Raw genomic sequence first — 25,008 nt, forward strand, 5'->3', positions numbered from 1 at the left:
GATGTCCCTGAACGATGCCCTGGTCACCCGCGAGACCGGCTGCCCATTCGACCCGCACTCCCGGCTGGGCGCGACCCGCGCGCAGAACCCGTTGGCGCGCATGACCTATCCCGACGGCCACGAGGGCTGGCTGGCCACCGGCTACGCCGAGACCCGCGCCATCCTGGCCGACCAGCGCTTCAGCTCACGCTACGAGCTGGCCCACTTCCCGTTCCCCGGCATGGAGAACCTGGAGTCGCTGCCGCCGGCGCCGCCCGGCGACATGACCGGCATGGACGCGCCCGAGCACACCCGCTTCCGCAAGCAGCTGATCGGCAAGTTCACCGTGCGCCGGATGCGGCAGCTGACCGAGCGGGTCGAGCAGGTCACCGCCGAGCACCTGGACGCCATGGCCGAGCGTGGCCCGACGGTGGATCTGGTGCCGGCCTTCGCCTATCCCGTGCCGGCGGTGATGATCTGCGAGCTGCTGGGCGTGCCGTACGAGGAGCGCGAGACCTTCCAGCGGCTCATCGAGGCGATCTTCAACCCCGACGGCGCGCCCGAGGACATGTACGCCGCCTACGGCTCGGTGATGGCCTACATCGGCGACCTGGTCACGGCCAAGCGGGCCGCGCCGACCGACGACCTGCTCAGCGACCTGGCCGCCGGCGACGACTTCACGCACGAGGAGCTGGCCGGCATCGGCGCGTTCCTGCTGGGCGCCGGCCTGGACACCACCGCCAACCAGCTGGCGCTGGGAACCTTTGCCCTGCTGGAGAATCCGGGTCAGGTCGAGGCGCTGCTGGCCGATCCGGACCGGGCCGTGGAGGAGCTGCTGCGCTACCTGACCATCACCCACACCGGGGTGCGGGCGGCGCTGGCGGACGTGGAGATCGGCGGGCAGCTGATCAGGGCCGGCGAGTCGGTGACGTTCTCGATCCTGGCCGCCAACCGCGATCCCGAGCGGTTCGCCGACCCGGACCGCCTCGATCTGAGCCGGGATGCCGTGGGGCACCTGACTTTCGGGCACGGCATCCACCAGTGCCTCGGCCAGCAGCTGGCCCGGGTCGAGATGCGGGTCGCCTTCCCGGCCCTGTTCCGCCGCTTCCCGACGCTGCGGCTGGCCGGCGCGGTCGAGCTGCGGCCCGGCCACCAGAACATCTACGGCGTGCGCAGGCTTCCGGTCAGCTGGGACTCGACCGGTCGGCCGTAGGGTCGGCGGAAAATGGTTGGAGCACGGCGGCGGGCCGGCCGGACACTGCCGTGTGACCACAAGCGAGGGGTTCGCCGACAACCGCTTTGCCGCGGTGCGTCAGGCGTTCGAGGACAACGATGAAGTGGGCGCCTCGGTCTGTGTGACGGTCGAGGGCGAGACGGTGGTGGACCTGTGGGGCGGGTTCGCCGACGCGGCCCGCACCCGGCCGTGGCAGCGGGACACGATCGTCAACGTCTACTCGGTGACCAAGACGATGACCGCGCTGACGGCCCTGCTGCTGGCCGACCGGGGTGAGCTGGAGTTCGAGGCGCCGGTGGCGCGGTACTGGCCGGAGTTCGCCGCGGCCGGCAAGGAATCGGTGACGGTGGCGCAGGTGATGAGCCACTCGTCGGGCCTGTCGGGCTGGCGGGAGCCGATCACCGTGGACGACCTGTACGACTGGGAGAAGGCCACTTCCCTGCTGGCCCGGCAGGAGCCGTTCTGGGAGCCGGGCACCGCCGGCGGCTATCACGTGGTGACCCAGGGATACCTGGTCGGCGAGGTGGTTCGCCGGATCACCGGGCTCTCGCTGGGCACCGTGTTCCGGCAGGAGATCGCCGAGCCGCTGGACGCGGACTTCCACATCGGGCTGCCGGCGTCGCAGGACCACCGGGTGGCGGAGCTGATCCCGCCGGCGGTGGTCTCGCCGTTCGATCCCGACCACAGCACCGAGATCCAGCTCAACGCGGCCACCAATCCCGACGTGGACCCGACCGTCACCAGGACCAGGGCCTGGCGGGGCGCGGAGATCCCGGCCGGCAACGGCACCGGCAACGCCCGGTCGGTGGCGGAGATCCACGCCCTGCTGGCCAACGGCGGCGAGGCCAAGGGCAAGCGGCTGCTGTCCGAGGCGGGCTGCCGGCGGGCGCTCCAGGTGCAGGTCGAGGGGCCGGACCTGCTGCTCGGCACGAAGATCCGCTGGGGTCTGGGCTTCGCCGTGAACGGCGGCATCATGCCCAATCCCCACACGATCTACTGGGGCGGCTCGGGCGGTTCGCTGGCGCTGATCGACATGGACGCCCGCCTGACCTTCGCCTACACGATGAACAAGATGGCCGGTGGGACCACCGGCGACGAGAGGGGGCTCGGCCTGGTGATGGCTACTATGCTAGCATCCTAATGTGGGCGAGGACGTCAAGCAGTTCAACGTGTACCTGCCGCTCGACCTGATCAAGCAGGTCAAGCATCACGCGGTGGAGGAGGGCCGGTCGCTGTCGGCGCTGGTCGCCGACGCGCTGCGGGCCTACCTCGACTCCCACGGCCAGCACGAGCAAGGGGAGGGACCGGCATGACCACGGACGGCATCGGGGCGGTCTATCTGACCACCCACAACTGGGGCAGGACGGCGAAGTTCTTCCAGGACCTGGGGTTCCGGCTCGACTTCGAGACCGACCACAACTCGGGGCAGCTGGTGGCCGACGACGGGCCGCCGGTGTTCGTGGCCGAGGTGCCGACGCAGGAGCCGAGCACGCGACTGGTGCTCAAGGTGGCCGACGAGAGCAAGGTCCGGCTCGACCCGAGCGTCGAGGTCGTCACGCCGTTCGAGGACACCCATTACGGCACCAGGGAAATGGTCGTCCGGGACCCCGACGGCCGGACCTGGACGCTACAGGCGCCGGCCAAGTGACCGAGCCAGACAGCACCGCGGTGCGGGTGGCGCTGTGGCGCGCCATGCACGTGGACGTGGACCAGGAGCCGCACGTCTTCGTCGACCGGATCGGCCTCGAACTGGCCGATCCGGAAGACGGCTGGCGTCAACGTGCGGACATGGATCCCCGGGCCACCGCCGGATTCCGGGGTTCGATCATCGGCCGGGCCCGGTTCGTGGAGGACCTGGTCGCCGCCCACCCGGCCCGGCAGTACGTGATCCTCGGGGCCGGCCTGGACACGTTCGCCCAGCGCAACCCCGGGCAACGGCAGGTGTTCGAGATCGACCAGCCGCGGACGCAGGCGTGGAAGCGCCGGCGGCTGGTCGACACCGGCCATCCGGTCCCGACCCTGGTGCCGGTGGACTTCGAGGCCGGCGACGACTGGCTGCAACGGTTGGTGGACACCGGTTTCGACCCGGCCAAGCCGGCCGTCGTGGCGTCCACCGGCGTGTCGATGTACCTGACGAAGGCGGCGAACGCGGCCACGCTGGCCAAGGTCGCCTCCCTCGCGCCCGGGACCACGCTGGTGATGACCTATCTGCTGGAGCCGGACCTGATCGACGCGCGGGACCAGCCGGGGCGGGCGATGTCGTTCAACGGCGCACGGTCGTCGAAGACGCCGTTCGTCAGCTTCTACCGGCCGGCGGAAATGCTGGCCACGGCCCGGGAAGCCGGCTTCGCCGAGGTGGAGAACGTGTCCGGGCCGGACATCGCCGACCGGTACTTCGCCGGCCGCGCCGACGGGTTCAGGCCGTCCACCGGCGAGGATATTCTGGTTGCCACCACGGGATAAGCTGGTGACGTGAGCACCGGACCGGCCTTGCGCCATTCACGGAAGGGCGATCCGGTGGATCGCTGAGTGGGCGCTCGCGTGGCCCTCCCGATCGGGGACGTCAACCCCCGATCCGTTGGACCACAACCGAAAGCGAGCATCCGTATGCCAGTCACGTTCAACCACACCATCATCCCGTGCCAGGACCGCGAGGCCACCGCCCGGTTCTACCGGGAGCTGTTCGAGCTGCCCGAGGCCCCGTCCTGGGGACCGTTCACCAACATCCAGATGAGCGACGGGGTGCTCATCCAGTTCGCCGAGCCGCCGCTGGCGGAGATCCAGCTGCACCACTACGCCTTCCTCGTCGACGACGAGCTGTTCGACCGGGCCTTCCAGCGCCTGGTCGACCAGGGCGTGGCCTACGCGGCCGATCCGTTCTTCAAGCGGCCGGGCCAGACCAACACCGAGCACGGCGGCCGGGGCGTGTACTTCCTCGACCCGGCCGGGCACGGCCTGGAGATGATCACCCGCCCGTACCTGTGAACCGATAGACGACGCTGGTCAGGCGCTCCGACTTCTCCCAGAGTCGGCGCGCCGCCACCGCGTCGAGCGACCGGGGCGAGGAGGCGGTGCGCACGGGATGGCCCTTGAAGCCGTTCCAGCCGTCAGGCCCGTAGAAGTCGCCGCCACGCACGGCCGGATCGGTGGCGGCGCGCAGTGTCGGCAGCGCCGCCTGCTCGCTGTCCTGCACCATCCACGACATCAGCGGCGAACCCAGCAGCCACCGCACCACCCGGGGGCTGTCCCGGGCCAGGTCGGTGCGGGCCGAGCCGGGGTGCACGCCGACCGAGATGGGCCGGGCCTTGGCGGCGGCCAGCCGGCGCTGGAGTTCGAAGGCGAACAGCAGGTTGGCCAGCTTGGACTGGGCGTAGGCGGCGATCGGCCGGTAGCGGTCGCGGGAGTTCAGATCGTCGAAGTTGATCTCGCCGGTCCGGTGGGCGTTGCTGGACACGGTGACGATCCGCGAGCCGTCCACCGGCAGCATCGCCGGCAGCAGCAGGCCGGTGAGGGCGAAGTGGCCCAGGTGGTTGATGCCGATCTGGAGTTCGAACCCGTCCAGGGTGCGGCCCCGCGGCGTCATCATCACGCCGGCGTTGTTGACCAGCAGGTCGATCCGCGGGTGCGCGGCGGTGATGCGCTCCGCGCCGGCCCGCACCGAGGCCAGCGACCCCAGGTCCAGCAGCACCGGCTCGCCGCCGACCGCGGCCGCCGCCGCGTCGGCGCGGTCCTGGTCCCGGCAGGCCAGCACCACGGTGGCGCCGGCCCGGGCCAGCGCCCTGGCGGTGGCCAGGCCGACCCCGGTGTTGGCCCCGGTGACCACGGCGACCCGGCCCGCCTGATCGGGCAGGTCAGCCGTGGTCCATTTGCTCATGCCCCAACACTACGAGCCCAGCAGCTCGGCCAGCAGCTTCGGGTGATCGGCGAGTCCCGTCTCCAGCCACTTGTCGACCACCGGCCGGCGGGCCTCGATGTGCACCTCGTCCCAGTCGATGCCGCCCAGCGGCGGCTGCGGGTCGTACTCGATGAGCAGCTGCACCTGGCTGGCCTGAGTCACTTCCCGGTGAGCAGGTGCACGACCAGGATGCCGATCACCGGCCCGGTGGCCAGCGCGCCGAGGGTGAACAGCACCCGGGTGACGACGTGGTTCTGCTCCCGGACCAGATCCCGCCCGCAGTTGGCGCACGCCTTCAGCCCGTTCCACGGCGTGCCGCAGTAGGGACAACCCTTGCCCTCCAACGCGACCCTCTCGCGCGGACGGATCAGCAGGAACTCGACAAGCCCGGCCGCCACCCAGCACACGATCACCGCGATCAGCCACGGCGTGGACGCTTCGAGCCACCTCACGCGAGCCATCGTGGCACAGCTTGTAACTTCTCCGTGTGTCGGATGGCTATGCGGTCGTTGATGTCGAGACGACGGGATTCGCGGCCGCCGGCCGTGATCGGGTGGTCGAGGTGGCCGTGGTGGGGGTCGACCGGACCGGCGTGATCACCGACGAGTGGTGCACCGTGGTCAATCCCGGGCGCGATCTCGGGCCGCAGCACATTCACCGGATTGGGGCGGGGGACGCGCGGCGGGCGCCGTCCTTCGCGCAGGTGGCGGGATCGCTGGCGGCGCGGCTGGCCGGGCGGGTGATGGTGGCGCACAACCTGGCCTTCGACGCCCGGTTCCTGGCCGCCGAGTTCGACCGGCTCGGGCTGCCGGCGCCGGTGTCGGCCGAGCTGGGCCTGTGCACGATGGCGTTGGGCGCGGCGTACCTGCCGCACCGCAGTGGACGGTCGCTCAAGGCCAGTTGCGACGCGGCCGGCGTCGTGTTGCGGGACGCGCACTCGGCATTGGACGACGCCCGCGCCGCGGCCGGACTGTTGTCGCACTACCTGACGCAGGCCGGGCGGCCGGAGCCGTGGACGGATCTGCTTGCCGCGGCGTCGACTTGGGCCTGGCCGACGCTGCCGGCGGACGAGGTCGCCGAGTACCGGCGGGGCAGCTACGTGCCGCCGGCGCCGACAGGTGAGGTTCCCTCACTGCGCATCGGGGACCTGGTGGTGTTCACCGGACAGGCCGACCTGCCCCGGTCTGAGCTGGTCGAACGGGCACTCGCGGCCGGCCTGCGGGTCAATGCGGGCTACGTCACGAGGCAGACCGCGCTGCTGGTCGCGGCCGACCCGGAAACCATGTCCACCAAGGCCCGCGCGGCCCGCCGGTACGGGGTGCCGATCGTGTCGGCCGGCCTGTTCGAGTCCCTGATCACCTGAAACACGGCAAAGATCACCGGTACGGGTGGAGCGGGCCCCTTGTCATTCACCGCGTCTCGGGGGCAGGCTCGAAGCGCGAAGCCTCCCCGCTGAGGAAGGTGGCAACTGGCGATGAGTGCCGTGGACACGGCGGCACCGGCCACCATCGGGACGGTCTGGGACGAGCTGGTGTCCGAGCTGCCCGTTGGGGTGCTGCTGCAAGACGAACATGGGGCGGTGCTGGCGGCCAACAGCCTGGCCGGGCACCTGCTCGGGCTGAGCCGGGCCGATCTGCTCCGCAACCGCCGCCCGGTCGGCTGGCGGGTGTGCGACGACTCCGGCGCGCCGCTGCCCCAAGGGGCGGAACTGACCGCGCAGGTGCTGCGGGGCAACGGCCGGCTCGCGGTGCCGATGGTGATCGTGCGGGACGGCGTCGCCGGCTCGCGGCTGTGGGCCGACTTCCACGCCGTCAGCCATCGGGGCCGGCCGAGCGTGCTGACCGTGCTGCAACCGGTGCACACCGACGTGCCGCACAGCCGGGGGCTGGTCGATCCGCTGACGGGGCTGCCCAGCCGCGCGCTGCTGCTGGACCGGCTGGAGCAGTCGCTGACCCGGTCCCGGACCAACGGTTCGCTGAGCACGTTCGTGCTGGTGGACGTGCGGAAGCTGGCCGAGGTCAACGCCGAGCACGGCTTCGACGTTGGCGACGGGCTGCTGACCGTGCTGGCCGGCCGGCTGCGTTCGGGGCTGCGCGACGACCACACCGTGGCCCGCTACGGCGGTGACGAGTTCGCGGTGGTCGCCGAGCATCCGTGCGGCACCGGCGAGCCGATCGCGGCCCGGGTCCGGGAGCTGTGCGAGCGGACGGTGGCGGTGGGCAAGGTGCGGCTGCATCCCAAGGTCCGGGTGTGCTGGGCGACCAGCGACGGCTCCGCCCCGGTGCACACGGTGATCGCCCACGTGGAGAAGAGACTGCGGACCACATAGCAAGAACCCCCGGGCTGGCTGCCCGGGGGTTCTTGCTGTCAGCTACTCAGACTCAGCCGAGGTGCAGGCCCTCGGTCATCGAGCCCAGGCCGCCCAGCAGGTCCATGCCCGGCAGGTCACGCTCGCCACCGGCGACGTTCGGCTGCACCTTCAGGCCCTGCAGGTTCGGCAGCTGCGCCAGGTGCGCGCCCGGAACCAGGTTCTCCGTCGGCAGCGTGCCCGACAGAGCCGGCAGGTCGCGCTCCTGGGCCGGCAGGCCCGGCAGCGCGCCCGCGGGCAGCAGGCTGGTCAGGCCCATGATGCTGTCCACGCCCAGGCCGGCCAGCGGCAGGCCGGCGGTCGGCAGCGACGGGAGCTCACGGGCGCCCATCAGACCCTTGCTGGTGATCGGCAGGTCCAGCGCCGGGTGCTCCTCGCCCACGACGGCCGAGGTCACGTTCTGGCCGGCGGCCAGCGCGGTGCCGAACACGGCCAGCGGCACGTCGAAGACCTGCACCAGGGCGCCGACGGGCAGGTGCCCGTTCAGCCCGGACAGCGTCTTCATGGCGCCGGCGGTGGCCTGGCTGCCGCCCGACGCCACGTCGAGCACGTCCGCGCCCTTGGTGCCGGAGATGCCGCCCACGGTCACGGCGTCGGTGATGACACCGGCGATCGCGCCCACCGGGACGCTCAGCAGGTCGCCGGAGATGGAGCCGGCCGTGCCGTTGGTGGCGACATCGCCACCGGCCAGGTCGACCGCCTTGTTGGTGCCGGCCTCGAAGGCCTGGCCGGCCGCGGACACGGCGTCCTTGGTGACCTGCGCGTCGGCGACGACGGGCACCGAGGCCAGGTTGCCGGCCACCGAGCCCAGCACGCCCGAGGTGACCGAGTCGCCGCCGGCGGTGTTGACCACCGAGGTGGCGTTCTTGGCGAAGGCCAGGCCGCCCGCGCCCACGGCGTCGTCCAGCACCTCGGCGTTGGCCACGGCCGGGACCTGGGCCAGGTTGCCCGAGATGGCGCCGAACATGCCGGTGGTGTGGGTGGTGCCGCCGGCGAAGTTGCCGGTCCACGCCTTGGTGTCGTTGGCGGCGTTGCCCAGCGCGCCGACCGAGTCGGCCAGCACCTGCGCGTTGGCCGCGGCCGGCACCTGCGCGACGTTGCCGGCGACCGAGCCCAGCTTGCCGGAGGTGGTGGTGTCGCCACCGGCCGACGGGTCGGTGTAGCTCTCCGCGAGGGCGTTGGCGATGCCGCCGAGGGTCACCGCGTCGCCGAGCACCTGGGCGGTCGCGGCGGCGGGCACCTTGGCCACGTTGCCGGAGATCGCCGCGGCGGTGCCGCTGGTGACGACGTCCTTGCCGGCGGTGTCGAACACCTTGTTGTCGGCGGCCGAGTTGCCCACGCCGGCGGCGGTGACGGTGTCACCGAGCACGCCCACGACCGGGGCCAGCGGCACCTGCGCGATGTTGCCGGCCACCGAGCCGCCCTGGCCGCCGGTGATGTCGGTGCCACCGGCCATCGAGCTGGTCAGGTTCTGCGCGGTGGCGTTGTCCACGCCGGCGCCGGCGATGGCCGCGCCGAAGCCCTGGATGGCGCCGGCCACCGGCACGTCGGCGATGTTGCCGGTGATGGAGCCGCCCTTGCCGGACGCGTCGACGTCGCCGCCGGCGGTCGAGCTGGTCAGGTTCTCGGCGATGGCGTCGCCGTTGCCGACCAGGGTGGCGGTGTCGCCGAACAGCTGCGTGGGCAGCGAGACCGGGACCTGCGCGGCGTTGCCGGAGACGCTGCCCTTGTCGCCGTTGGCCTGCACGTCGTGCCCGGCGGTGGCGGTGGTCTGCGACTTGGCGGCGCCGGTGACGTTGGCGACCAGGCCGGCCGCGTCACCGAAGACCTGCACCGGCAGGGTGACCGGAACCGAGGCGGCGTTGCTGCTGACCGTGCCGCGGTCGTCGTTGGTGTTGGTCTTGTCGCCCGCGGTGACCTGCTTGACCTCCTTGGTCAGGCCGTCCGCGTTGCCGGTCAGCGAGGCGCCCGCGCCGAAGACCTCGGCCGGCAGCGCCACCGGGACGGAGGCGATGTTGCCGCCGCCGACCGCGCTGTTGCCCAGCGTGCCGTTGTAGCCGCCCGCGCCGACCGTGGAGTCGTTGCCCGCGGTGCCGCTGGCGTTGCCGATCCAGGACACGGCCGAGCCGAACACGTCGACCGCGCCGGCCACCGGCACCGGCACCAGGTTGCCGCCCAGGGTGGACTTGTCGCCGTCGGTGTAGGTGTTGCCGCCGGTGATGGCCGAGACCGTGTTCAGGTCGGCCGCCTGCGCGGTGCCGATCCAGGTGACGCCGTCGCCGAAGACCTCGACGGGCAGCGCGACCTCGGGGTCGACGATGTTGCCGGAGCCGGTCGACTTCACACCGGTGGTGCCGGCCTTGCCGCCGGAGACCAGCTCGTTCTCGGTCACGCCGAGCGCGTTGGCGTTGCCGATCCAGGAGACGGCGTTCCCGGCCAGCAGCACCTTGCTGACGATCGGGGCCTGCGCGATGTTGCCGGACAGCGTGCTCGGGTCACCCGAGGTGAGGGCGTAGAAGCCGTCCTCGTTGGTGTCGCCGGCCTGCACCACGCCCGTGCTGTGGTTGCGGGCGTCGGCGTTGCCGACCCAGGAGATGGCGTTGCCGTTGGCCTCGACCGGCAGGCCCAGCGGCACGCCGATCAGGTTGCCGGCCAGCGTGCCGCCGTTGCCGCTGCTCTGCAGCAGGCCGCCGGTGGCGACGTCGGTGGTGGCCTTGGAGGCGGTCTCCGAGTTGCCGCCGACGCCGATGGCGTTGCCGGTCAGCTGGACCGGGACGCCCAGCGCGGCGTCGACGATGTTGCCGGCCAGGGTGCCCTTGTCGCCGTTGCTGATGAACGGCGTGGTGCCGGTCGCGGTGGCCGCGTCGGCGGTGCCGGCGGCGGCCGCGTTGCCGGCGGCGGCGATGGCGTTGTTGTCCAGCTGGACCGGCAGGCCCAGGTCGACGCCGATGATGTTGCCGGCGATCGAGCCCTTGTGGCCGGTGGTCGTGGTGACCGACTCGGCCTCGCAGCCGATCTTCGAGTGGTTGACCGTGGCCGCGTCGCCGGTGGCGCCGATGGCGTTGCCGGAGATGTCGATCGGCACGCACACGTCGAGCGGGATGGTGTTGCCGCGGCTGATGTTGCCCGGCACGGCGACGGGGATGTTCTTCGCCTGCGTCGCCAGCGGGTGCGGGGCCAGCTTGCCGGTGAGCTCGCGGGTGCTCACGGTGTGGCTGATGCCGGGCAGGTCGGTCTTGCCCAGCACGGTGCCCAGCTGGTTGTTCTGCTCCGCGATCGGCACCTTGACGTTGACGTCGACCAGGTCCGCGGCGGGGACGCCCAGCGGGTGCGCCGGCTGAGCCTCGGAGGCGTTGGCGATGCCGGTGCCGACGGCGATGAAGCCACCGGTGAGGAGCGCGGCTTGAAGTCCGCGCTTCGCCCACGTCTGCATTACTTCTCCTTCGGGTTAGTCCCTTGCGGGGCTGACGGGTGACCGGGGGCAACGGCCACCCGGGGGAAGTGGGATGCACCTAGCTGAGGGGGGTGGGTGCATCCCGGGTCGTCAGCGCGACTGGAACGGCGCAGGAGAATGCGCACGGACCGTGACACGGTGCGGGCCAGAGCCCTGCGACCGCCAGCCGCGCGCAGAAATCAGTCGGGCGTGATGCCGGCTTGCTTGCCGGTCAGCATCGACACCGACTGCGAGGTGGCCACCAGGGACCGGTACGCGGCGGCGCCGAGGATGGTGCCGAACGGAAGCTGCTCGGGGTTGGGGACGCCGGCAGCGCCGGCTCCACCGGTTCCGAAGCAGCACGGGGCCAGCGGCGCCGGGGCGGGCGCGGCCGGCATCGGCGTGGAGTTCCTCGGGCCGGACAGGTCCGAGCTCCGGTGCGGCGGCAGCTGGTGCCGCACAGTGGGCGCGGTGACGGCGGACGGGTCGACGACGGCCGCGGAGCTGGCGCCAGCGGCCGCGCCGGCCGGGGAGACCCCGTCCGACGAGACGGTCTGACGCGTGCCGTCGGTCGTCGTGAACACGTCGGAGAGCTCGCCGATCATCGGGATCGGCAGCCGCACCGGCAGGCTGTCCAGCGGGAACTGGACAACGTGGCGCACCAGGGTGACCGAGTCTCCCACCAGCGCGGACGGGGCCGGGGCGGCCACGTGCCGCCCCACCTGGACGAAATCGTCCTGGACCTGGTGGGCGAAGCGGTCGAAATCGGTGGCCGAGGGCAGATTCGCCTCGGTCACCAGGGGCTGGTGCTCGTCGACGAGCGAGCTCACGGTCGGCTTGCTGGCGGTCGCGACCGCGCGGGCCATCTCGTGCACCCCGTCGTCCGCTGATGCGGGTTCCGGCGAGTGGTCCTGCGTCACGACCGCGTGGCCGGCCTGGTCGACCACCGCGAGGTGGCCGCCGAGCGTGCCCGCGGACGCGGTGGCGGCGGAGAGGCACCACGCGGCGGCCGTCAGGCCGGCCGCGCCGCCGACGGTCAGCAGCGCACGGGTGAGCGCGCGGCGTAGCCGGCTGCCTCCCGTGATCACGTGCCCGTCCGTCGACAAAATGAAGATCCTCTTCCGCTCGCCTGGGGAAACGCCGACATCCAAGATCGCCACGGTGATGGCGGCGATGTCGACGCCGAGAGATTGTCAGTTTCCCGACGGCCGCGCAGCCCTCACCCGACAAGATCCCCTGAAGGTGTGAACAGTGCGGATGGGAGGCCGGGCCCATAAGGTGATCGTGTGACTTCGCCCCGGCCCGGCCGTCCCGAGGACGTCAGCCAGTCCGTGCCCAAGGTGCTGCGGGTCAGCGCCGCGCTGAGTTGGCGGCTGCTGGCCGTCGCCGGCGCGGTCTGGCTCATCTCCTGGGTCGTCGGCTACCTGGCGGTGGTGATCATCCCGGTCGCCATCGCGATGCTGCTCGCGGCGCTGCTCGCGCCGGCGGTGGCCCAGCTGGTGCGCTGGAAGGTGCCGCGCGGGGTGGCCACCGCCATCGTGCTGATCGGCGGCATCGCGCTGGTCGGCGGCGTGCTCTACGGCGTGATCACCGCGTTCATCGGCGGCCTGCCCGACCTGCAGAAGCAGGTGGTCAGCTCGGTCACCCAGATCAAGCAGTGGCTGGAGGGCCCGCCGCTGCGCATCCCCGACTCGCAGCTGCTCGACCTGCCCAACCAGATCATCAAGCTGATCCAGGACAACCAGCTGACCATCACCACCAGCGCCCTGAGCACCGCCGCCACGGTGACCGAGGTGCTCACCGGCGTGCTGCTGGTGCTGTTCACCACGATCTTCTTCCTGCACGACGGCAGCGGCATCTGGTCGTTCATGGTCCGGATCATCCCGGCCGACGTGCGCCCTCGGGTGGACGTGGCCGGCCGCCGCGGCTTCGCCTCGCTGGTCCGGTACGTGCGGGCCACCGCCGCGGTGGCCGTGGTGGACGCCGTCGGCATCGGGATCGGCATCGGCATCGTCGGCGTGCCGCTGGCCGTGCCGCTGGCCGCGCTGGTGTTCCTCGGCGCGTTCATCCCGATCATCGGCGCGGTGATCGCCGGCACCGTGGCCGTGCTGGTGGCCCTGGTGGCCAAGGGTTTCGTGTCGGCGCTGATCGTGCTGGCCATCGTGATCGCGGTGATGCAGCTGGAGAGCCACATCCTCCAGCCGCTGCTGCTGGGCCGGGCCGTGCAGCTGCACCCGCTGGCGGTGGTGCTGGTGATCGCGGCCGGCTTCACCTTCGGCGGCATCGCCGGCGCGCTGATGTCGGTGCCGATCCTGGCCGTGCTCAACTCCGGCATCCGCTCGCTGCTGCACGACCAGGGCGTCGATCCGTCCGAAGTGGACCCGACCCGACCGCCCAAGGTCGAGCCCGGGCACAACGGCAAGGGCTAGGCCATGGCGACGACGTTGCGGCCGTAGCCCTTGGCCGACAACAGGGCCGAGTCGGCCGCCACCAGCAGCGCCGAGACGTCGTAACCGTAACGGTCCGAAGTGGACACTCCGATGCTGACCGTGAGCCCGGTCAGCATGTGGGCGTGGCCGTCGGCGGCGGTGGTCGCCACCCGCAGCACCGAGATGGCGTGCCGGACCCGTTCGGCCACCGACTCGGCCACGCCGGGGCCGGTGTCGGGCAGCAGCACCACGAACTCCTCGCCGCCGAACCGCCCGACCACGTCCCCGTGCCGGACCGCGCCGCGCAGCTCACGGGCCACCGCGGCCAACGCCGCGTCCCCGGCCAGGTGGCCGACCCGGTCGTTGACCCGTTTGAAGTGGTCCAGGTCCAGCAGCAGCATCGCCACCGGCCGCCGCCGGGAGGACGCCTTGGACAACTCGTCGCGGGCCCGCAGATCCCAGTGCACTGCGTTGGACAGCCCGGTCTTGGCGTCACGCTGGGCCGAGCGCCGCCACTGCGGCAGCTGCGCGGCCCGTTCCAGCAGGAACATCGGCGGGCCGGCCAGCAGCGCGCGGACCGGGTCGGTCAGCACCGCGATCGCCACCAGGCCGCCGGTGCTCGCGGCCACGATGCCCAGCACGACGTCGATCGGCTCGCCGAACACCTCGTCGGCGGCCGCCGCCGGGGCGCGCAGCCGCAGGCCGACCGCCACCAGCACGGCCCTGGTCATCAGCAGCACCACGCCGCCCAGCATCAGCACGCCGAAATCCCAGCTCGGGTGCTCCCAGCCGACCGTGAGACGGGCGGCGAACACCGACAGGGTGGTGGCGGCCAGGGTGAACAGCCAGCGGTGGGCCTGCGGGCCGGCGCCGAGCACGCCGTACAGGGCGGGGCCGAGCAGGAGCAGCAGCACCAGGTTCGGCGGCAGCACCAGCACGCCGGCCGACAGGTAGCAGATGTGCAGCGCCCACGGGTTGCGCCGGGTCTCGTTGGACAGCTGGGTGGCCACGGCGGTGATCACGATGACCACCAGGCCGGTGCAGGCGATCGCGCCGAACCGCCCGAGGTCCGCCAGGCTCGGCGGGTCGGTCGCGGCCAGGACGTAGCCACCGACGGCCAGCGCCGCCAGGTCCACCGCGAGCCAGTAGACCAGCGCGGGCCTCGGCAGGGTCCACATCGACCAGTCGCGCACGAGGAAGTCCGTTTCCCGACAACACCACCCGACGTCCGACAGGCTCGCACACTCCGTGACGTGTGCATAAGTCCACCGGTCAGGGATACCGGGAACCACCCGGTCACGGCAGGATGTCCGCGGGGAGGGAGCACGTGGTGAGCCGCAGACCAGCCATTCCGGGGATCAGGCCCGACGACGATCCGGCCACGCCGTTCTGGCGGGGGCTGATCGTGCTACGCATCGTGACCTGGGCATTCGCCCTGGGCAGCATCTGGATCAACGTGCACACCTACAACACGCCGTGGGCGGCCTGGATTGTCATCGGCGTGATGACCGTGTGGACGGGAGTGCTCACCTTCGCCTACCTCACGCCCGCGGGCCGGCGGCCCCAGCTGGTGATCGCCGACCTGGTGCTGAACACCCTGCTGATGATGAGCTCGGTGCCGATCGTCGGGCCGGCCCAGCTCCAGGCCAACGGCCAGATCATCACCACTCTGTGGTCCAGCGGGCCGCCGGTGGGCGGCGCGCTCTACGGCGGCCGGTACTGGGGGCTGCTGTTCGGCGGCATCACCGCCGTGGTCAACGTGCTGCCGCGCGGCTACTTCAACGTCTACCTGGCCGAGGACACCGTGCTGCTGATCGGGGTCAGCTTCGTGGTCGGCGTGGCCTCGGAGTCGACCCGCAACTCGGCCGCGCGGGTGCGGCAGGCGCTGCGCACCGAGGCGGCCACGGCCGAGCGGGAGCGGCTGGCCCGCTCCATCCACGACGGCGTGCTCCAGGTGCTGGCCCGGGTGCGCAAGCGCGGGCTGGAGGTCGGCGGCGAGGCGGCCGAGATCGCCGAGTTGGCCGGGCAGCAGGAGATCGCGCTGCGGTCGCTGATCGCGTCCGGGCCGTTGGAGTCCACTGTGGACGGCGACACCGATCTGCGGCAGTGGGTGCAGCTGATGGCCACGCCCGAGATCACCGTGGCCGCGCCGGCGACCCCGGTGTTGGTGCCGCAGGTGACCGCCGGCGAGCTGACCGCGGCCGCCCGCGAGGCGCTGTCCAATGTGGACAAACATGCCGGGGCCGGGGCGCGGGCCTGGGTGCTGCTGGAGGATCTCGGCGGCGAAGTGGTGCTGAGCATTCGCGACGACGGCGTGGGCATCGCCGATGGCCGGCTGGCCGTCGCCGAGGCCGAGGGACATCTGGGCGTCTCGCAGTCGATCAGGGGACGGATCGCCGACCTGGGTGGGACCGTGGAGCTGACCACGGCCCCGGGCGAGGGCACCGAGTGGGAGATGCACGTGCCGACGGGGGGAGCAGCGTGAGCGTGTCGGTGATGGTGGTCGACGACCATCCGATGTGGCGGGCCGGCGTGGCCCGTGACCTGGAGGAACGCGGCTTCCAGGTGGTCGCAACGGCCAGCGACGCGGCGTCCGCCGTGCGCATCGCCCGCACCGTGCGGCCCGCGGTCGTGCTGATGGACCTCAATCTGGGCAAGCAGACCGGGGTCGAGGCGACCCAGCAGATCGTCGCCGCCCTGCCCGAGACCCGGGTGCTGGTGCTGTCGGCCAGCGGCGAGCACAGCGACGTGCTGGAGGCGGTGAAGGCCGGCGCGTCCGGCTACCTGCTCAAGTCGGCGTCCGTCGAGGAGCTGGTCGACGCGGTCAACCGCACCGCCGAGGGCGCGACCGTGTTCACTCCCGGGCTGGCCGGGCTGGTGCTCGGCGAGTACCGGCGGATGGCCGCCGAGCCGGCTGGGCCCGCGCCCACGCCGGAGCTGACCGGCCGGGAGACCGAGGTGCTGCGGCTGGTGGCCAAGGGCCTGAAGTCCAAGCAGATCGCCGACCGCCTGCACATCTCGCCGCGGACCGTGGAGAACCACGTGCAGTCCACGCTGCGCAAGCTCCAACTGCACAACCGGGTCGAGCTGGCCCGCTACGCCATCGAGCACGGCCTCGACCACGGCTGAGGCCCCGCGCCGGTGGGCGCGGGGCCCCGGCTGTCAGTGCTGGCGGCGTGCGGTGAGGGCCGCGCGGGCGGCCAGCCGGGCGTGCTCCGGGTCGTGGGCGGCCAGCGCGGCCTTGGCCGCCAGCTGGCACTGGTCGAAGTGCACCTCGGCCAGGTTCGCGCCGACTCGGTTGAGCGCGCCGGCGTTCATCGACAGGCTGGTCATGCCCAGGCCCACGAGCACCGCCGCCAGGTGCGGGTCGGCGGCGGCCTCGCCGCACACGCCCGCCGGCTTGCCGGTCTCCCCGGCGGCCCTGCCGACCAGGGCGATCAGCCGCAGCAGGGCCGGCTGCCACGGGTCGTTGAGCGTGGCCACCGCGCCGACCTGGCGATCGGCGGCGAAGGTGTACTGGGCCAGGTCGTTGGTGCCGAGGCTGACGAAGTCGACCACGTCGAAGATCTCCCGGGCCGACAGCGCCGCCGCCGGCACCTCGATCATCACGCCGACCTTGGCGATGCCGGCGGCGCGGGCCCGCTTGGCGAACCAGCTGGCCTCCTCGGCGGTGGCCACCATCGGGGCCATGACCTGGACCTGCGCGCCGGTGTCGGCGGCCGCCGCGGCGATCGCCTCCAGCTGCCGGTCCAGCACGTCGGTGCGGGTGAAGGCGACCCGCAGGCCGCGCACGCCCAGCGCCGGGTTGGGCTCCGGGTCGGGAGCGAGGAAGGCCAGCGGCTTGTCCGCGCCGGCGTCCAGGGTGCGGACCGTGACCGGCTTGCCGGCGAACGGCTTGAGCACCGCGCTGTAGGCCGCGGTCTGGTCGGCCACGGACGGCTCGTCGGTCGCCGACAGGTAGCAGAACTCGGTGCGGAACAGGCCCACGCCCTCGGCCCCGTTGGCCGCCGCGGTGGTCGCGTCATTGGCCGAGCCGACGTTGGCCAGGACCTTGATCCGGTTGCCGTCGCGGGTGATGCCGACGCCGTCCCAGTGCGCCTGCGCGCCGGCGGAGGCGGCCACGATCTCGACGCGGCCGGCGGGCGCCTCGACCACGCCGGTGTCGCCGTCCACGATCAGGCCCTTGATCTCGCCCAGGGACAGCAGGCCGGTGGTGGCGACCACGGCCGGGATGCCCAGCGAACGGGCCAGGATGGCGGTGTGGCTGGTCGGGCCGCCCTCCTCGGTGACAAGGGCCAGCACCTTGCTCGGGTCGAGCCCGGCGGTGTCGGCCGGCGCCAGGTCGCGGGCGACCAGCACCGTCGGGCCGGTCAGCGTGGGCACGCCGGGCGGCTCGACGCCCAGCAGCTCGGCGACGATGCGGTCGCGCACGTCCCGGATGTCCCGGACCCGCTCGGCCATGTAGCCGCCGGCCGCCGCCAGCGCCGAGGCGAAGGTCTCGGCCGCCTCGAACACGGCCCGGGTCGCCGGCAGCGACCTGGCCGTCACCAGCTTCTCGGCCGAGCTGGCCAGCGACGGGTCGGCGGCCATCGCCGCCGTCGTCTCCAGCACCGCCTTGGCCTCGCCGCTCGCCGCGTCGGCGCGCTCGGTCAGCCGGGCCGCGACCGCGTCGGCCGCCGGCCGGATCCGGGCCGCTTCGGCCGCCGGATCGGCGGGGGCCGGGGTCGCCGCCGGCTCCGGCAGCGGGTCCGCGACCCGCACGACCGGGCCGGAGGCCCGGCCCGCACTCACCCCGACACCCTTGAGTCGCGCGCTCGACATGGTCTAGACCATACCCCTCACTGAATCGACTTCACCACGGGTCGGGTAGGAAGCCTGCGCCCCCGGTCGGGTCACCGACACCGCCGCCACCCGTACCGCCCACCGCGCCGCCGCCGCCAGGTCGTCCCCGGCCGCCAGCCGCGTGACCAACGCGCCCACGAAGGCGTCGCCGGCCCCGGTCGTGTCCACCGCCGCCACCTTCGGCGAGCTCACCTCCGTTGTCCCCGACGGCTCGATCACCAGCGCCCCCTTGCCGCCCAGGGTCACCACCGCCGACTTCGGGCCCAGCTCCAGCAGCTTGGCCAGGTCGGTCTCGCCGTCCATCAGCCACTGCGCCTCATGCTCGTTGACCACCAGCGGATCCAGCGCCGCAAGCGTTTGCGGCGACAGCTTCGCCACCGGCGACAGGTTCAGCACCGGGCGGGTGCCCGACTCGCTGGCCAGCGCCACCGCCCGTTCCACCGCCTCCAGCGGCACCTCCAGCGAGGCCAGCAGCACCTTGGCCTCGGCAATCGTGTGGCGGGCCGCCTCCACCTGCTCGACGTCCACCGCGGAGTTCGCGCCGGGGGACACCACGATCGTGTTCTCACCGTCCGGCGTGACCGTGATGTAGGCGGCCCCCGTCGGGCGGTCCGTGGCCCGGACCAGGTCAAGGTGGACGCCCGCCCGGCTCATCGAGCCCCGCAGCAACTCCCCGTGCTGGTCCTCGCCCAAGGCGCCCAGCAGCGCCACCCGGCCCTCCTGCAACGCCGCCGCCACCGCCGCGTTCGCGCCCTTGCCGCCGGCCGCCAGCACCGTGTCCGACCCCAGCACCGTCTCGCCCGGCCCCGGCCGCCGCTGGACCTGCACCACCACGTCGGCGTTGGCCGACCCGATCACCACCACCTCAACAGTCACATCACAACCCTGCCACGTGAGTAGTGCTACGGATCCCCTCGACGAGGTCACACCGCATCCTGACGCCATGACCACGTCTGAACCGCTGGCCCGCCTGGCCGCCGAGCTGGACTTCATCGGCCGGCGGCTCCAGGTCGTCAGCCAGGAGTTGCAGCACACCCAGCCCGCGCCCGCCCCCGGCCAGCCGCCCCTCACGGCACCCATCGCCCCGCCCCAGCCTTCGGGCCCGATCACCGGCCAACCGCCAGCCCCAGGCACGGCCGGGCAGCCTTCGTATGCTGCCCCGGCCCAGCCGCCCATGCCGATCGCCGGGCCACCCGCCGGTCAGCCCCAGCCCGCTCCGGCCTTCCCGGCCTATCCCGCCGCAGACCCACAGCCGCTGCCGCCGATGATCGCGCCGCCCGGCTGGGTCCCGATCCCGCAGCCCGGTCCTCCCGTTCCGCTCCCCGAGCGCCTCAGCCGTGATGGCGCCGGCGGCAAGGTCGTGGCCTGGATCGGCGGCTCCGTCACGCTGCTCGGCATCGTGCTGCTGATGGTGCTGGCCGTGCAGCGAGGCTGGCTCGGCCCGGAGCCACGGGTGCTCGTCGGCGGCGGGCTCGGGCTGGCGCTGATCGCCGGCGGGCTGTGGGCGCACCGCAACCCAGCCGGCCGCAGCGGCGCCTATGCCCTGGCCGCGACCGGCATCGCCGTGCTCTATCTCGACGTGGCCGCGGCGACCTCGCTGTACGACCTGATGCCGCAATGGGCCGGCCTGCTGGTCGCCTTGTTGGTCGCGGGCGGCGGGCTGCTGCTGGCCGCGCGCTGGAACGCTCAGTTCATCGCGATCTGGGTGATCCTCGGCTGCGCAGTCTGCGACCCGTTCCTCACCGGCGGCTTCACGCCGCTGCTGGTGTCGTTCCTGGTCGTGCTCCAGATCGCGGCGATGCCGGTGCAGCTGCTGCGCAGCTGGCCGTCCCTGGTCCTGGTCGCCGGCGTGCCACCGGTGCTGGCCAGCTTCGCGGCCACGGTGTTCGTCATGCGGTCCGGCGATCCGCACCAGACCGCCGGCGCGGCGCTGGTGGCCACGATCGTCGGCGTGGCCGTCGCCGTGGTGGCGACGCTGCGGGGACGCTCCGACGACCCGTCCCCGGTGATCCTGCTGGCCGGCGCGCCGCTCACCGCCCTGGTCGCCGGCACCGAGCTGACCAGGCCCGAGGCCGCGTGGATGGCGGTGATCGTGGCGGCGCTGATGCTCGGTGTCGCGGTGTGCGACCGCTGGCTGAGCACCCAGCTGACCATGACGGCCGCCGTCATCGGCGTCATCGCCATCGTCGACGCCACCGCGCACACGCTGACCGGCCCCACCCAGGCGATCACCCTGCTGGGTGAAACTTTGGTGCTCGCCCTCGCCGCCGACCTGGTTCGGCACCGGGCCGCGCTGCTGGCCGCCCTGCTCTCGGCCGCCGCCGGGCTGCTGTGGGGGCTGACCGTGGTGGTGCCGTCGATGTTCGTCTACCGGCCGGGCCTGGAGTCCAGCGTCAGCGTGCTGCTGACCGCCCTGCTCATGACCGCCGTGGCCATCGCCATTCCGCTGGTCGCGTACCGGATGCGGGTCATCCCGGCGCCCGCCCGCAACGCCGCGCCCTGGGTCGTCGCCGGTGTCGTGACGCTCTACGGCGCCGCCGCCACCGTGCTGTCGGCCGCGCTGCTCATCTCGCCCGACCGGACTGGATACCTGTTCGGACACACCGTGATCACGGTTTCGTGGACCGTCGCCGCCATCGCCCTGCTGCTGTGGGGAATCCGCTCCGCGGTGCTGCGCTCGATCGGGTTGGTGCTGGTCGGGGCGGCCGTGGTGAAGCTGATTCTGTTCGACCTGGCCACCCTGGACGGCATCGCCCGGGTGATCGCCTTCCTGGCCGCCGGCCTGCTACTGCTCCTGGCCGGCACGCGATACGCCCGTCTGGTCGCACGTGGAGGAGTCATAACGGATGAGTCGCGAGGTGTAACGAATCAGGTGCCGGACTGATACACAGAGATGTACCGGCTGATTCGTCCGCCGGAAAGGTGCCCTGGCGCCGGTCGCGTAGCCCCCCGAGCGACCCGGCACCAGGGCACTTACGTTTTCCCGGCCGGGCGGAAACGTTCACCCATCCCGGGTGCTTGAGTGGCCGGGGGCATGGTCAAAATGCTCCCATGCGGCTTGTGACCACCACGCGCTGCCAGCGTCACGTCGGCGCTCGGCGACTGCGGGCTTTGGTGGCGGCCGGAATCGCGACGGCGCTGCTGGCCGCCGGGGTGGTGGCCGAGCAACCCCTGGTGATCCGGCCCGCGGCGAGCATCGCGGCCGTGCACGCTTTTGTCGCCGGTGACGCCGGCGAACTGCGCATCGTCGACGTCGCCGCCGGCGCGGTCACCGACGTCGTCGACACCGGCGCGCCCGTCACCGGTCTCGCCGTCAGCCCCGACGGCCGGACCGTGTTCGTGGTCAACGGCTGGTCCGGCTCCATCGCCGTGGTCGACGTGGCCACCGCCTCGATCCTGCGGCGCATCCGCGTCAAAGCCGAGCTTGACTCGGCTGTCGTGCGCCCCGACGGCCAGCGGCTCTACCTGACCGGCACCGCCAACGGCCACGGAGTCGTGCTCGGTTTCGACCTCGCCAACGACTCCCTGGCCGCCGTCATCCAGGTCGGCAGCGCTCCCACCGGCATCGCCGTCAGTCCCGACGGCACTCGGCTCTACGTGATCAACAACCAGGGCGCCAGCGTCAGCGTGATCGACACCCGGGACGCCAGCGTCGCCCACACCGTGCCCGTCGACGTGCTGCCGCAGTACGTCGCCGTCAGTCCCGACGGCGCCACCACCTACGTCAGCCACACCAGCAAGTCGGCCGACACCACCGGCTTCGTCACCGTCATCGACAACCGGACCAGCAAGGTCGTCGCCCACATCCCCGTCGGCGTCGGCGCCTCCGAGCTGGCCGTCGGCGGCGAGCGGCTCTACGTCTCCAACCTCCAGGACGGCACCGTGTCCGTTGTGGACACCGCCACCCGCAGGGTCCTGTCCACGCTCGTGCTGGCCACCCGGGGCATCGCCTTCTCGCCTCGGGACCACAGCGTCTACCTGGCCACCGGCCGCACCGCCACCGTCGTCGACAGCGGCACCGGCCAGGTCACCTCCACCATCGACCTGGCCAGCAACCGCGATCCCGCCACCGTCATCGCCGTCACCGGCTGACGTTCACCGCTGGGTCCTATTGCTGGGTCCTATTGCTGGGCCCTATTGCTGGGCCCTATTGCTGGGCCTTATTGCTGGGGCAACAGCTCCGGCGCCTCCGCCTTGACCGCCGCCAGCACCTGCTGGATCGACGGGTTCACCATCCACGTGCCGCCCACGTTCACCGTCGGCACCGTCTCGTTCCCGTTGGCCGCCTTCCGCACCGCCGCCGCCGCATCCGGGTCCTGCCAGATGTCCAGCTCCCGGTACTTCAGGCCGCTCCGCTTGAGGTTCGAGCGCAGCATGTCGCAGAACGGGCACCCCGGCCGCACGTGCACAAGCACTTCAGTCGTCACCTGACGGCCAACCTCTCATTCAAGGGTCGTATTCCCGACCAACCCCCACCCGATTCCCTGGGGTGGCGTCCCAGGCCCAGCCTACCGAGCCGGGCACGCCGCCGAGCGGGGCGAAGATCGGGATGTGGACAACTCCGCCCCTGTGGACAAGGCGAGAATGCGCAGGTCGGTCAGTGCACGAGCTCGGGTTCGCGGGCCGGCTCGATGTCCTCGTCGGGTTCGTCGGTCTCCTGGATGCCGACGCGTTCCTGGAGACGGCGCAGGGGGCCGGGGGCCCACCAGGCGGCGTTGCCGAGCAGCCGCAGCACGGCGGGCACGAGCAGAAGGCGGACGACGGTGGCGTCCAGCACGAGCGCCACGATCATGCCGACGCCGATGAAGCGCATGATGACGATGCTGGACAGGCCGAAGGCGCCGGTGACCAGGATGAGCAGCAGGGCGGCGGCGCTGATCATGCGGCCGGTGCGGACGAGGCCGGTGCGGACGGCCTCCTGGGTGGACAGGCTGCGGTTGCGGGCCTCGACCATGCGGGAGAGCAGGAACGTCTCGTAGTCGGTGGACAGCCCGAACACCACGGCGCCGATGAGGACCATGACGCCGACCTGCATGGGCTGGGGAGTCACGTCGAGCCAGCCGGCGCCGTGCCCCTCCTGGAAGACGAAGGTGAGCACGCCGAAGGTGGCGGACAGGCTCAGGGCGCTCATCACCACGGCCTTGATCGGCAGCAGGATGGAGCCGAAGGCCAGGAACATCAGCAGCAGGGTGGCGCCGACGAGGATGAGGGCCATCCACGGCAGCCGGTCGAAGATGGCCTGGGTGCTGTCGGCGAGCTTGGCGGTGAAGCCGCCGACGAGGACCTCGGCGCCGGCGGGGTGGGGCAGCGCCCGAAGCGAATCGACGGCGTCCTTGGCCTGGTCACTGAGGGGGTCGCCGGGCAGGGTGCCGTTGAACACGTACACGTCGCCCTTGGCCCCGACGGGATGCACATCAGCGGCGACCTTGCCGGCGTCGGCGACGAACTGACTGATGGCGGCCTGGTCGAGGGCCTTGCCGCGCAGCACGATGGAGGCCACGGAGTTGCCGGTGGAGGGGAACGCGGCGGTGATGGCCTCGATGGCCTGCCGGCCGGGATCGCTGGGCGGCAGCTGCTTCTCGTCGGCGGCGCCGAAGCGGACGTTGAGGAACGGACCGCCGAGCACGAGCAGCAGGGCGACGATGGGCACGACGAACAGGGCGGGCCGCTTCATCACGGTGCCGGCGACCCGGTTGAGCCACCGTGGCTCGGGGTTGGCGGTCTTGCCCCGCCGCCACGGCACGGCCAGCCGGTCGATACGGGGACCGAGCACGGCCAGCAGCGCCGGCAGCAGGGTCAGGGACACGATGGCGGCGATGGCCACGGCGGACATGCCGCCGTAGGCGACGGCCTTGAGGAAGTCGAGCGGGAAGACCATGAGCCCAGCCAGGGCGATCACGAGCAGCGTGGCCGAGAAGGCGACAGTCCGGCCGGCGGTGGCGACAGTGCGGCGTACGGCGTCGGCGGTGTCGCGCCCGGCGGCGAGCTCCTCGCGGAACCGGCCGACGGTGAACAGGCCGTAGTCGATGGCCAACCCGAGTCCCAGCAGCGAGGCCACATTGACGGCGAAGGTGTTCACGTCCAGGCCGAGCGAGATCAGCCGCAGCACGCCCAGCGCGCCGAGGATGGACAGGCCGCCGACCAGCACCGGCATCAGCGCGGCGACCACGCTGCCGAAGATCACCACGAGCAGCAGGAGCACGATCGGCAGCGACACGATCTCGGCGAACTCGACGTCGGTCATGGACTTGTCGGTGATCGTCTTCTGGAGCGGGGCCTGGCCGCCGATCTGGGTCTGCACGCCGTCGACCGCGAGCTTGTCGGCGATGGCCGCGTACTGCTCGCTCTGCTTGGTCTGGTCGGCCGAGGCCAGGGTGATGGTGGCCAGCCCATGGGTCTTGCTCGCGTCGGCCAGCGCCGGCACGTGGGTGTTCCAGTAGGAGACGACCTTGCTCACATCGGCGGCCGGCAGCGCGGCCAGCTTGGCGTTGATCTTGGCGGCCAGCGCGGGGTCGTCGACGGTCGTGCTGGCGGGCGCGGTGTAGAGCACGACGACGTCGCCGCCCTGCTTGCCGATGGCGTCCTCGATGACCTTGTCGACCTGCGCGGCCTGGCTGCCGGGGTCGTCGTAGCCGCCCTGGGTGAGCTTGTCGCTCACGCCGGCTCCCCACGCCCCGCCGATCACGGTCAGCAACAGGACCGCGATGATCACGATCCAGCGGCGGCGGAACGCCACCCTTCCCCAGGACGCGAACATCAACCCCTCCGTCGTTGTACCGTTCCCCTAGGACAACCACCTGTAAACACCGTTAACAGGCTCTCCGACAC

The 25,008-nt window shown here is 72.1% G+C and carries 23 protein-coding genes; 13 read left to right on the top strand and 10 right to left on the bottom strand.

Annotated features, from left to right (window positions below):
- The first annotated feature begins 1 nt into the window (after nucleotide 1).
- The 6 genes from ACIG5F_RS06535 to ACIG5F_RS06560 all read left to right on the top strand — a co-directional run bounded on the left by ACIG5F_RS06535 (nucleotide 2) and on the right by ACIG5F_RS06560 (nucleotide 4,198).
- Nucleotides 2–1,192, top strand: coding sequence for a cytochrome P450 (locus ACIG5F_RS06535; protein WP_396516414.1), 1,191 nt, complete (start codon nucleotides 2–4; stop codon nucleotides 1,190–1,192).
- A 52-nt stretch (nucleotides 1,193–1,244) separates the two neighbouring features.
- The gene (locus tag ACIG5F_RS06540; protein WP_396516415.1) at nucleotides 1,245–2,354 is read left to right on the top strand and encodes a serine hydrolase domain-containing protein; all 1,110 of its coding nucleotides are present in this window, start codon (nucleotides 1,245–1,247) and stop codon (nucleotides 2,352–2,354) included.
- Between the two features lies 1 nt (nucleotide 2,355).
- Nucleotides 2,356–2,526, top strand: a complete 171-nt coding sequence (locus tag ACIG5F_RS06545; RefSeq protein ID WP_396516416.1) for a ribbon-helix-helix protein, CopG family — start codon at nucleotides 2,356–2,358, stop codon at nucleotides 2,524–2,526.
- Nucleotides 2,523–2,861, top strand: coding sequence for a VOC family protein (locus ACIG5F_RS06550; RefSeq protein ID WP_396516417.1), 339 nt, complete (start codon nucleotides 2,523–2,525; stop codon nucleotides 2,859–2,861). Before ACIG5F_RS06545 ends, ACIG5F_RS06550 begins: the two co-directional genes overlap by 4 nt.
- Entirely contained in the window at nucleotides 2,858–3,676 is an 819-nt protein-coding gene (locus tag ACIG5F_RS06555; protein WP_396516418.1) for a class I SAM-dependent methyltransferase, read from the top strand. The genes ACIG5F_RS06550 and ACIG5F_RS06555 overlap by 4 nt, the downstream gene beginning before the upstream one ends.
- Nucleotides 3,677–3,820: 144 nt before the next feature.
- The gene (locus ACIG5F_RS06560) at nucleotides 3,821–4,198 is read left to right on the top strand and encodes a VOC family protein (protein ID WP_396516419.1); all 378 of its coding nucleotides are present in this window, start codon (nucleotides 3,821–3,823) and stop codon (nucleotides 4,196–4,198) included.
- Here ACIG5F_RS06560 and ACIG5F_RS06565 read toward each other — a convergent pair.
- From ACIG5F_RS06565 to ACIG5F_RS06575, 3 genes are read right to left on the bottom strand one after another with little or no spacing between them, the layout of a single operon-like run.
- The gene (locus tag ACIG5F_RS06565) at nucleotides 4,179–5,087 is read right to left on the bottom strand and encodes an oxidoreductase (RefSeq protein WP_396516420.1); all 909 of its coding nucleotides are present in this window, start codon (nucleotides 5,085–5,087) and stop codon (nucleotides 4,179–4,181) included. The genes ACIG5F_RS06560 and ACIG5F_RS06565 overlap by 20 nt on opposite strands.
- Nucleotides 5,088–5,096: 9 nt before the next feature.
- Complete coding sequence (locus ACIG5F_RS06570) at nucleotides 5,097–5,270, bottom strand: hypothetical protein (protein WP_396516421.1); 174 nt, start codon at nucleotides 5,268–5,270, stop codon at nucleotides 5,097–5,099.
- Nucleotides 5,267–5,560 (bottom strand): hypothetical protein, encoded by a 294-nt coding sequence (locus ACIG5F_RS06575; protein WP_396516423.1) that lies wholly within the window; start codon nucleotides 5,558–5,560, stop codon nucleotides 5,267–5,269. The genes ACIG5F_RS06570 and ACIG5F_RS06575 overlap by 4 nt, the downstream gene beginning before the upstream one ends.
- Before the next feature lie 35 nt (nucleotides 5,561–5,595).
- On the opposite strand from ACIG5F_RS06575, the gene ACIG5F_RS06580 reads away from it, so the two are divergent.
- Entirely contained in the window at nucleotides 5,596–6,471 is an 876-nt protein-coding gene (locus ACIG5F_RS06580; RefSeq protein WP_396516424.1) for an exonuclease domain-containing protein, read from the top strand.
- 111 nt (nucleotides 6,472–6,582) lie between these two features.
- Complete coding sequence (locus ACIG5F_RS06585; RefSeq protein ID WP_396516425.1) at nucleotides 6,583–7,437, top strand: diguanylate cyclase domain-containing protein; 855 nt, start codon at nucleotides 6,583–6,585, stop codon at nucleotides 7,435–7,437.
- Between the two features lie 52 nt (nucleotides 7,438–7,489).
- Here the strand turns inward: ACIG5F_RS06585 and ACIG5F_RS06590 are convergent, their stop codons facing one another.
- The gene (locus tag ACIG5F_RS06590) at nucleotides 7,490–10,909 is read right to left on the bottom strand and encodes a beta strand repeat-containing protein (protein ID WP_396516426.1); all 3,420 of its coding nucleotides are present in this window, start codon (nucleotides 10,907–10,909) and stop codon (nucleotides 7,490–7,492) included.
- Between the two features lie 200 nt (nucleotides 10,910–11,109).
- Entirely contained in the window at nucleotides 11,110–11,997 is an 888-nt protein-coding gene (locus ACIG5F_RS06595) for a hypothetical protein (RefSeq protein ID WP_396516427.1), read from the bottom strand.
- Between the two features lie 198 nt (nucleotides 11,998–12,195).
- On the opposite strand from ACIG5F_RS06595, the gene ACIG5F_RS06600 reads away from it, so the two are divergent.
- Nucleotides 12,196–13,338, top strand: coding sequence for an AI-2E family transporter (locus tag ACIG5F_RS06600; RefSeq protein WP_396516428.1), 1,143 nt, complete (start codon nucleotides 12,196–12,198; stop codon nucleotides 13,336–13,338).
- On the opposite strand, the gene ACIG5F_RS06605 is transcribed toward ACIG5F_RS06600, so the two are convergent.
- Complete coding sequence (locus ACIG5F_RS06605; protein ID WP_396516429.1) at nucleotides 13,335–14,531, bottom strand: GGDEF domain-containing protein; 1,197 nt, start codon at nucleotides 14,529–14,531, stop codon at nucleotides 13,335–13,337. The genes ACIG5F_RS06600 and ACIG5F_RS06605 overlap by 4 nt on opposite strands.
- Nucleotides 14,532–14,668: 137 nt before the next feature.
- On the opposite strand from ACIG5F_RS06605, the gene macS reads away from it, so the two are divergent.
- Nucleotides 14,669–15,823, top strand: a complete 1,155-nt coding sequence (gene macS / locus ACIG5F_RS06610; protein WP_396516430.1) for a MacS family sensor histidine kinase — start codon at nucleotides 14,669–14,671, stop codon at nucleotides 15,821–15,823.
- Between the two features lie 11 nt (nucleotides 15,824–15,834).
- Nucleotides 15,835–16,467, top strand: a complete 633-nt coding sequence (locus ACIG5F_RS06615; RefSeq protein ID WP_396516870.1) for a response regulator — start codon at nucleotides 15,835–15,837, stop codon at nucleotides 16,465–16,467.
- 33 nt (nucleotides 16,468–16,500) lie between these two features.
- Here the strand turns inward: ACIG5F_RS06615 and ptsP are convergent, their stop codons facing one another.
- A complete protein-coding gene (gene ptsP / locus ACIG5F_RS06620) occupies nucleotides 16,501–18,159 on the bottom strand; it encodes a phosphoenolpyruvate--protein phosphotransferase (protein ID WP_396516431.1) in 1,659 nt (552 codons plus the stop codon).
- Nucleotides 18,160–18,162: 3 nt separating this feature from the next.
- The gene (locus ACIG5F_RS06625; protein WP_396516432.1) at nucleotides 18,163–19,056 is read right to left on the bottom strand and encodes a ribokinase; all 894 of its coding nucleotides are present in this window, start codon (nucleotides 19,054–19,056) and stop codon (nucleotides 18,163–18,165) included.
- Between the two features lie 67 nt (nucleotides 19,057–19,123).
- Here ACIG5F_RS06625 and ACIG5F_RS06630 point away from each other — a divergent pair, with 67 nt between their 5' ends.
- Together ACIG5F_RS06630 and ACIG5F_RS06635 are read left to right on the top strand one after the other, a co-directional pair.
- A complete protein-coding gene (locus ACIG5F_RS06630; RefSeq protein ID WP_396516433.1) occupies nucleotides 19,124–21,064 on the top strand; it encodes a DUF2339 domain-containing protein in 1,941 nt (646 codons plus the stop codon).
- A gap of 167 nt (nucleotides 21,065–21,231) precedes the next feature.
- On the top strand, nucleotides 21,232–22,272 hold the full coding sequence (locus tag ACIG5F_RS06635; protein WP_396516434.1) for a hypothetical protein: 1,041 nt from the start codon (nucleotides 21,232–21,234) through the stop codon (nucleotides 22,270–22,272).
- 68 nt (nucleotides 22,273–22,340) lie between these two features.
- On the opposite strand, the gene ACIG5F_RS06640 is transcribed toward ACIG5F_RS06635, so the two are convergent.
- Both ACIG5F_RS06640 and ACIG5F_RS06645 read right to left on the bottom strand, forming a co-directional pair.
- Nucleotides 22,341–22,607, bottom strand: a complete 267-nt coding sequence (locus ACIG5F_RS06640) for a glutaredoxin domain-containing protein (RefSeq protein WP_396516435.1) — start codon at nucleotides 22,605–22,607, stop codon at nucleotides 22,341–22,343.
- A 170-nt stretch (nucleotides 22,608–22,777) separates the two neighbouring features.
- The gene (locus ACIG5F_RS06645; protein ID WP_396516436.1) at nucleotides 22,778–24,937 is read right to left on the bottom strand and encodes an MMPL family transporter; all 2,160 of its coding nucleotides are present in this window, start codon (nucleotides 24,935–24,937) and stop codon (nucleotides 22,778–22,780) included.
- Nucleotides 24,938–25,008 lie beyond the last annotated feature (71 nt).

This window comes from Kutzneria sp. NPDC052558 (assembly GCF_044547355.1).
GTDB lineage: Bacteria > Actinomycetota > Actinomycetes > Mycobacteriales > Pseudonocardiaceae > Kutzneria.